Genomic DNA, 8,296 nt, shown 5'->3' with positions numbered 1-8,296 from the left:
CCTCCCCCACCGGCTCCGATGAACCCGGCTACCCCGACAGATCCAGCAGCTCCGACCGACTCGGCGGCGCCGAAGGACCTGGCGGCGCCGTCAGAGCAGGTCACCGCGAGGGCAACGGACAGAGGCGGGCCCGAATCGGCCACGGGCCGGGCGGCGGTCATGGGCACGAGATGCTGATCGGCATCGAGCACGGCGACGACGCGGCGGTCGTACGCATCGATGGGGACCGTGCCCTGGTGTCCACCGTCGACTTCTTCGCGCCGGTCGTGGACGACCCCTACGACTTCGGCCGGATCGCCGCCGCCAACGCCCTGTCCGACGTCTACGCCGTGGGCGGCGAGCCGATCGTCGCGCTGAACCTGCTCGGCTGGCCCCGCGACGTTCTCCCCATGGAGCTCGCCCATGAGGTGCTGCGCGGCGGCCAGGACGTCGCCCGCTCGGCGGACTGCGCGGTCGCCGGCGGCCACAGCATCGACGACGCCGAGCCCAAGTACGGCATGGCCGTCACCGGCCTGGCCGGCCCCGAGAGCCTGCTCCGTCTCGACGCCGGCCGCCCCGGCATCCCGCTGACCCTCACCAAGCCACTCGGCGTCGGCGTGCTGAACTCCCGTCACAAGGCCACAGGCGAGGTGTTCGACGCGGCGATCGCCTCGATGACCACGCTCAACCGGGACGCCGCCCGAGCCGCCCGCCTGGCCGGGGCGCGGTGTGCGACGGACGTGACCGGGTTCGGGCTGCTGGGCCATCTGTTCAAGCTGGCCAGGGCGAGCGGGGTCACCGCCGTCGTGGCCGCGGCGGCGGTGCCGTACCTGGCGGGCGCCCGGCAGGCGGTACGCGACGGGTACGTCAGCGGCGGCACCCGCCGGAACCTGGCCTGGGTGAACCCTCACCTCGACGCCGGCCGGGCCACCGAGGAGGACCTCCTGTTGCTTGCCGACGCCCAGACGTCGGGCGGCCTGCTGGTGGCGGGCGAGATCCCGGGAGCCCCGGTGATCGGCGAACTCGTGCCCGCGGGCGCGCACGCACTGATCGTCCGGTGACCCAGGAGATCGGGCGCCGACCGTCCCGTGACGCCGCAGATCCGGGCGGGCGACGAACGTCTCGTGACGCGGGAGATCTGGCGCTGTACGTACGGTGATTCGGGAGATCCGGGCGGGCGATGAACGTCTGGTGGCGGGGAAGGATTCGGGATTGGTCGTCCGATGACCCAGTGACCAAATAGGCGTTTTCGGGTTACTTTGGGCGAAATATGCATGCACACCGGCCAAGGAGTGGTTCCCGTGCTCTACCTGTTCGGATTCGAGCGGATCGGCGTAGCCGTGAGCGACATCTACTTCGTCGACCCCGCCCCGGAGAAGGGCCAGGAGGGCGCCGAACGCGGCGTCCGCCTCGAGATCCGCCGGCTGGAGCCGGGCGAGCTGAAGGGCTCGATCTACTCGGCCCGGCCGATCAACGTGGACCGGCCCCTCTGGCGTGTCGACCTACTGGAGTCGGTCAACGGGACGCCGGGCAGCTTCAACCGCACCCACCACCATCCCACGATCGACGGGTGGGAGCCGGGGCGGCGGGCGTTCGACAAGCAGCTTTCGCAGGAGCCGCTGAAGTGGCTCGGGGAGCGGCTGGCCGACCTCGACGGCGTGCTGGCGGAGACCGGTGTGAGCCCTGACGAGGCCGGTCCGGTGGACGCGGCCCGACTTCGCGAGCGCGCGCCGGAGATCATCGACACCGTCGCCCGCCTGCTCGACGACGTACGCTCCGGCGAGCTCGGCAGCGCACCCGGCGACGGTTCCGCCACCAACGTCCGCGCCAGCTGGCTATGACCCCGGCCGTCACCGGCCTCGGGCGGTAGGTCAGGCTTGTCGCGCGGCCGCGGGTGGCGGGGTGGCGGGTCAGGCTTGTCGCCCCGCAGCCGAGGTGGCGGGTCAGGCTTGTCGCCCCGGCAGCAGGGGTGGGCGGGGCAGGCTCGGTGCCCCCGCGATCGGGGCGGTGGGTCAGGGTTGATGGCCGGTGGCGGCGCGGCGATGGAGGATGCCGAACTTGGTCCACATGGCCTCCGCCGCCTCGATGGCAGCCCCAGTGCGTGCCGGGTCCACCGCCGCGAGCTGCGCGACCAGCGCCTGCGCCACCGCCATGCCCGCCGTCAACGAGGGGAAGAACGCCTCCCCCTCGGCCGGCACCATCACGACCTGCTCGGCGGCCTCCGCCAGAGCGGGGCTGGCCGCGTCCGTCAGCGCGTACACCCGCGCCCCGCGTGAGCCCGCCACGTTGGCGGCCAGCACGGTGCTCTCGTACACCCGCCAGAAGCTGATGGCGATCAGGACGTCGCCCGCGCCGACTGCGGCCATCGTGTTGGCCAGCTCCGCGTCACCGCCTGTCACGGCCGTGACAGGGTAGCCCGCCAGACGGGCGTTGTGCGCAAGCGCCAGCCCGATGGCGGCGTAGCTGCCGTCGGCGACGACCACCGTCCGGCGCGCGGCGGCGATAGCGGCGGCGATGATGATCAGCACGCCCTCGTCCACCCGCCGGTTGACCAGAGCGAGGCTGTCGAGGTCGCGGCGCAGCGAGCGGGAGCCCGGGGTGCCGTCGCCGCTGCGCTCGGCGGCGACCTGGCCCGCGCTGAGCGAGGACAGGTATCGCGCGCGCAGCTCCTGCCGCAGCGCCGGCCAGCCGGCGAAGCCGAGCGCCTGCGCGGTGCGGGTCACCGTCGCCACGTTGACGCCCGCGAGCTGGGCCAGCTCACCCGCCGACCCGAACGACGCCCGCATCGGCTGCGACACCAGGACCTCGATCACCGCGGCCGCCTTGCCGCGCAGCCCGTGCCCGGACAGGCGGGTGCGCAACCAGTCTTCGAAGCTGTCCGTAACGCGATCTGTCACGTGGCCCTCTCCCTCGGCGGGGAACATGCTACTGGCTCGTAACACCGCCAATATGCAAAGAGCATTGCAATTTCATGGAATCGCACTATATGTTGCTCGATATTGACTTCAGGGTCATGACCTGGTGAAGGGTGTTGTTGGATGACCTTGTTGGCCCGTCTGGACCGGCTTCCCCTGAGCCGTCCGCACTACGCCCTGCTCCTGCTCGGCGGCCTCGGCTACACCTTCGACGGCATGGACTCCGCGGTGGTCGCGTTCCTGCTGCCCAGCGCGCAGGACGCCTGGGGCCTGTCCAACGGCCAGCTCGGCCTGATCGGGTCGGCGACCCCGTTCGGGTTCCTCTTCGGCGCGACGGTCGCGGGGCTGCTCGGCGACCGCATCGGCCGCAAGCAGGTGATGATGTACGCGCTCGCGGTCTACACCGTCTTCTCGGTGTCCGCCGCGTTCGCGCCCAACTACGAGGTGTTCCTGGCGGCCAGGGTGCTGGCCGGGGCGGGCGCCGGGGCGGAGAGCGCGATCATCGCGCCGTTCCTGTCGGAGTTCGTGCCGGCCAAGCGGAGGGGCTGGTTCGTCGGCACGCTGGCCGGGTTCTTCTCGTTCGGGTTCGTCCTGGCCGCGCTGATCGGGCGGTTCGTGGTGCCGACGATGGAGGACGGCTGGCGGGTCGCGCAGGTGGTCACCGCGCTGCCGATCCTGATGCTGCTGTGGTGGCGCCGCTCGCTGCCGGAGTCGCCGCGCTTCCTGCTGCAGCACGGCCGCGTGGACGAGGCCGAGGCGGTGGTCGCCGACATCGAGCGGCGGGCGTCTACTCCTACACCCCCGAGGTGTTCCCCACCTGGATCCGCGCCACCGGGACCGGCCTGTCGAGCGCCTTCGGGCGGCTCGGCAGCATCCTGGCCCCGACCATCATCGGCCTGTCCGCCGCCGGGCTGGGCTTCGCCGGCGTCTTCGGCCTGACCACGGCCGTGCTGGCGGCCGGGGTGATCTGCGTGGTCGTGTTCGGCCTGGCCACGGCAGGGCGATCACTCGAAGAACTGACCGAACCCGCCGCCGAGGAGGCGACCCCATGAGCCTGCTGATCCGCGACGCGCTGGTGCTGGACCCGGCGACCGGCGAGTACACGGAAGCCGACCTGCGCTGCGCCGACGGCCGCGTCGTCGAGAGCGGTCCACGGCTGAGCGCCCCGGCGGACACCCGGGTGATCGACGTGGCCGGAGCGCACGTGGTGCCCGGCCTGATCGACGCGCACGTGCACGTCACCGCCTTCACCGCGGACCTCGGCTCGGCCGGCTCCATGTCCCCGTCGTACGTCACCGCGCACAGCGCCCGCATCATGGGCGAGATGCTCGACCGCGGGTTCACCACGGTCCGCGACGCCTCCGGCGCCGACCACGGGCTGGCCGACGCGCAGGAGGAAGGGCTGATCCGCGGGCCGCGGCTGCTGTTCTGCGGCAAGGGGCTGAGCCAGACCGGCGGCCACTCCGACTTCCGCGCCCGCGGCGAACACCTGCACGACGAGCACCCGTGCTGCGCCGGGCTCGGCCGGATCGCCGACGGCGTCGACGCCGTCCGCGTCGCCGCGCGCGACGAGCTGCGCAAAGGCGCGCACCACATCAAGGTCATGGCCTCCGGCGGCGTGGCCTCGCCGACCGACAGAATCGACTCGACGCAGTACTCGATGGACGAGCTGCGCGCGATCGTGGCGGAGGCCGAGGCCGCCAACCGGTACGTGGCCGCGCACGCCTACACCGCGCGGGCGGTCAACCGGGCGCTGGAGGCTGGCGTGCGGTCCATCGAGCACGGCAACCTGATCGACGACGCCAGCGTCGAGCTGTTCCTTCGGCATGAGGCTTATCTGGTGCCGACGCTGGTGACGTACTGGGCGCTCAAGGAGGAGGGACCGGCGTTCGGGCTGCCGGAAAGCAGCTGGCGCAAGGTCGACGCGGTGCTGGACGCGGGCCTGGCGGCGCTGGAGCGGGCGGCGCGCGGCGGTGTGCGGCTGGCGTACGGCACCGATCTGCTGGGCGGCATGCACCGGCACCAGAACCACGAGTTCCGGCTGCGGCGCGAGGTGCAGCAGCCGATCGACGTGCTGCGGGCCGCCACGACCTGCGCGGCCGAACTGCTCGGCCTGGCGGGTGAGGCCGGCACGCTCGCCGTGGGCGCGTACGCCGACCTGCTGGTGCTCGACGGCGACCCGCTGGCGGACATCGGCGTGCTCGCCGACCCCGCGCGGCTGCGGCACGTCGTCCAGGCGGGCATGATCGTCTCCCGTTAGGCGGAGTCCGCCGTAGGCGCGGTCTCCCGTCAGGCGTGGTCTCCCGTCAAGCGTGGTCTCCCGTCAGGCGTGGTGGTCCGGTGGGCGGGGTTCGCCCGGCAGGCGGGGTTCGCCCGGCAGGCGGGGTTCGCCCGGCAGGCGGGGTTCGCCCGGTAGGCGGCGGCGCCCGTTGGGCGGATTTCTCGCGTCGGGCGGATTGCGTACCGTTGGCAGGGTGACGACCGTGACGCGCACCGCCCTCGTGATCGTCGCGGTGCTGCTCCTGCTGCTCGGGCTGTTGTGGGTGTTCCAGCGCAACCTGATCTACCTGCCCGACGGAGGGCCGGTGCCCCCGGCCGCCGAGGTCATCCCCGGCGCGCGCGACGTCTCGTTCACCACCGGCGACGGCCTCAGGCTCGCCGCCTGGTACGTCCCCGGCGACCACGACGTGACCGTGCTGGTCGCGGGCGGGAACGCGGGCAACAGGGAACATCGCGCCCCGCTCGCCGCGGCGCTGGCGCGGCACGGGCTGCCGGTGCTGCTGATGGACTACCGCGGCTACGGCGGCAATCCGGGCAGCCCGACGGAGGAGGGTCTTCACCTCGACGTCCGCGCGGCCCGCGAGTTCGTCGGGGACACGCCGGTCATCTACTTCGGCGAGAGCCTGGGCGCGGCGGTGGTGACCCGGCTGGCGCTGGAGCGGCCGCCGGACGGGATGGTGCTGCGCTCGCCGTTCACGGACCTGGCCGCGGCGGGGCAGGCCAACTACCCGTTCCTGCCGGTCAGGCTGCTGCTGCGGGACCGGTTCCCGGTCACCGAGGGCATCGCGGCCGTACGCGCGCCCGCCGTGGTCGTGTACGGCACCCGCGACACGATCGTGCCAGCGCACCTGAGCGAGGCGGTCGCCGCGGCGGCCGGGGGGCCGGTCACCACCGTCGAGATCGCCGGGGCCGGGCACAACGACCTGACCATGCTGGCCGGCCCAGAAGTGGTCGGCGCGGTGGTGGAGCTGGCCGGGCGGATCCGCGACGCCCACTGAAGCCCTGTCGCCGCCGGCGCGGCGACGACAGGGCCGCCGCGCTAGCTCGCGCAGGCGGTTCCGCCGCCGGCGTGGTAGATCATGTCCTGGTACGTCACGCTCGGCGTGATCGGCGTCTCGCTCCGCAGCGTCTGCACGGCCGCGCCGCCCCGCTGGAGCTCGAAGACCGGTGTCGTGCCCGGCACCATCGGGACCTTGAACGACACCACGCCCGCGCCCGTGACGTCCTTCGTCCTCACGTCGTCGCCCTGCCTGACGACCAGCCTGCCGGGTTCCTTGACGAACGCCAGCAGCTCCACCTCGTCGACGGGCCCGGGACCGGCCGGGATCGTGAACTTTCCGGCGGTCTGCTTGCTCGTGTCGTAAGGAGCGCCGGCCTTGTGGGACCGGTGGAAGTAGTACAGCGCGTCGCGGGCGATCTCAGGCGCCGCGCCCGTCTTGAACCACGTCGTGTAGTACGCGTTCACGTCGGCGAGCACGTTGCCCCGGACCTTCGAGGGCGCCTGGTGCGTCTCGCCGTAGTCGTTCCAGGTGACGAGCTGGGCCCAGTCGGCGTCGCCGTCGATCGCCGCCTGCCACGAGCCGCGCAGCGTGCTGCTGTTCTGCGCCTCCCAGTAGTGCAGCTCCTTGGCCCTGGTGTCCTCGAAACCGATCGGCGCCATGTACGTCAGGCCCCGCGCGTGGGTGGCCTCGGACGCGCGCCTGAACGCGTCGGTCACTTCAGGGCGGTTGGCGCCCCAGGAGGAGTGGCCGTAGACGTAGGGGTCCCACTCGGTCCTGCCGGCGCCGTTCCAGTAGTTGAAGATCGTCATGAGGGACGTACGCATGCCCTGCGCGGCGAGCTTGTCCTGCGCCGTCCGCCACCAGGAGGGCGACTGCCTGTCGATGTGGTACGGCGCCAGCAGGACGCTCCCGCCCGGCAGCGTGAACAGCGACGGGTGCCCCTTGGCCAGCAGGACGTCGGAGACCACCGTGTCCGAGGAGGCGCCCGCGACCGTCGGGAAGTCCGGACTAAGGATGATCTTGAACCCGGGGTCGACGGCCTGCGCCGCGGCCAGCAGCTTGGGCAACTGGTTCCAGCGCTGGTCGCTGGAGGTGTGGTGCTCGTAGATGAACCCGTCGAGTCCCTGCGCGATGGCCTGGCGTACCTCGGTCTCGAAGTCGAGCTGCCGCCAGTTCGGCTCCGGCCGGACGGGCCGGGTCAGCGGGCGGTCCCTGAGGTAGCCGCCGCGGTCCTCGTAGAGGCCGCTGGAGCCGGCCGGGTCGAGCCAGGAGGCGTACTGGTCCTTGGCGGGGTCCTTGTTGTCGATCGAGACGGGGAAGGGCGGGAAGTAGAACCCGAACACCTTCTTCTCCGACGCGCGCAGCGCGGCGACCGACGGCTTGTCGAACGGCAGCGCGGCGCAGGGCGTGGCGCCGGTGCCGTAGGTGACGGTCAGCTTGGCGCCGCGGTCGCCGGTCTCGCGGGAGGAGTACAGGACCGTCGTGACCGGGTCGGACTGGGTGAGGGCGAAGGAGTACGTGCCGTCACCGGTGACCGCGGACGACACGTCCAGCTCCACCGTCCCGTCGGCGGTGAAGCCGCTGTGCGTGGCCACCACGGCGCCGGTCGCCGGCCTGGTGTTCCATGTGGTGGCGGCCTCCGTCCAGCCGCCGGTCACCGTACGGGCGGAGACGGTGGTGGCGGTGGTCCTGGCGGAGGTCAGTTCGAGGGTGGCTCTGACGTTCTCGGCGTCGCCGGGCACACCGGAGATCGTGAACCTGGTCAGCGCGATCCGCTGCCCGGCCGTGGCGCTCCCGCACGTGGTGCCGCAGACGGACATCCAGGTGGCGGTGCCGAAGCTCTTGGCGGGCTCGGCCTGGCTGACGAACACGTCGTCGGAGGCGGGGACGGTCACGCTGGTGCGGGCCCCGGATAAGGGCGCGGATAAGGGGTCCTTCACGGACGCCGCCGTGCCGGACGTGCCGGTGGACACGACCAGTGCGATGAGCGCGACGACTCCCACCCGACGGTACTGGGGGAACATTGCCCTCCTAGTGAAGCGCTTGAACGAAGATCATGATCAAGCTACTCCGGCGGAGGCTTCGCGCGCGATGACTTCCGGAAATGAAACCGTGTCAAGC

Annotated in this window: 8 protein-coding genes; 6 read left to right on the top strand and 2 right to left on the bottom strand. The window is 72.1% G+C overall.

Features of this window, described 5'->3' with window-relative positions:
* On the top strand, positions 1–1,040 hold a 1,040-nt coding region (gene selD / locus ITP53_RS51815), incomplete at its 5' end, for a selenide, water dikinase SelD (RefSeq protein ID WP_236052135.1).
* A 240-nt stretch (positions 1,041–1,280) separates the two neighbouring features.
* On the top strand, positions 1,281–1,820 hold the full coding sequence (locus tag ITP53_RS51810; protein ID WP_195902862.1) for a hypothetical protein: 540 nt from the start codon (positions 1,281–1,283) through the stop codon (positions 1,818–1,820).
* Positions 1,821–1,991: 171 nt separating this feature from the next.
* Here ITP53_RS51810 and ITP53_RS51805 read toward each other — a convergent pair whose 3' ends face one another.
* On the bottom strand, positions 1,992–2,876 hold the full coding sequence (locus tag ITP53_RS51805) for a MurR/RpiR family transcriptional regulator (protein ID WP_195902861.1): 885 nt from the start codon (positions 2,874–2,876) through the stop codon (positions 1,992–1,994).
* Between the two features lie 141 nt (positions 2,877–3,017).
* Between ITP53_RS51805 and ITP53_RS58765 the strand changes: the two genes are divergently transcribed.
* The 4 genes from ITP53_RS58765 to ITP53_RS51790 all read left to right on the top strand — a co-directional run bounded on the left by ITP53_RS58765 (position 3,018) and on the right by ITP53_RS51790 (position 6,172).
* Positions 3,018–3,833, top strand: a complete 816-nt coding sequence (locus tag ITP53_RS58765; protein ID WP_236052134.1) for an MFS transporter — start codon at positions 3,018–3,020, stop codon at positions 3,831–3,833.
* A complete protein-coding gene (locus ITP53_RS61570) occupies positions 3,737–3,946 on the top strand; it encodes a hypothetical protein (RefSeq protein WP_407941407.1) in 210 nt (69 codons plus the stop codon). The genes ITP53_RS58765 and ITP53_RS61570 overlap by 97 nt, the downstream gene beginning before the upstream one ends.
* The gene (locus ITP53_RS51795; RefSeq protein ID WP_195902860.1) at positions 3,943–5,154 is read left to right on the top strand and encodes a metal-dependent hydrolase family protein; all 1,212 of its coding nucleotides are present in this window, start codon (positions 3,943–3,945) and stop codon (positions 5,152–5,154) included. The genes ITP53_RS61570 and ITP53_RS51795 overlap by 4 nt, the downstream gene beginning before the upstream one ends.
* A 214-nt stretch (positions 5,155–5,368) precedes the next feature.
* Positions 5,369–6,172 (top strand): alpha/beta hydrolase, encoded by an 804-nt coding sequence (locus tag ITP53_RS51790; protein ID WP_328818586.1) that lies wholly within the window; start codon positions 5,369–5,371, stop codon positions 6,170–6,172.
* Between the two features lie 41 nt (positions 6,173–6,213).
* On the opposite strand, the gene ITP53_RS51785 is transcribed toward ITP53_RS51790, so the two are convergent.
* The gene (locus ITP53_RS51785) at positions 6,214–8,199 is read right to left on the bottom strand and encodes an endo-1,3-alpha-glucanase family glycosylhydrolase (RefSeq protein ID WP_195902859.1); all 1,986 of its coding nucleotides are present in this window, start codon (positions 8,197–8,199) and stop codon (positions 6,214–6,216) included.
* Positions 8,200–8,296 lie beyond the last annotated feature (97 nt).

This window comes from Nonomuraea cypriaca (assembly GCF_015645445.1).
GTDB classification, from domain to species: Bacteria; Actinomycetota; Actinomycetes; order Streptosporangiales; family Streptosporangiaceae; genus Nonomuraea; species Nonomuraea cypriaca.
This window is presented reverse-complemented; position numbering and strand designations above follow the sequence as displayed.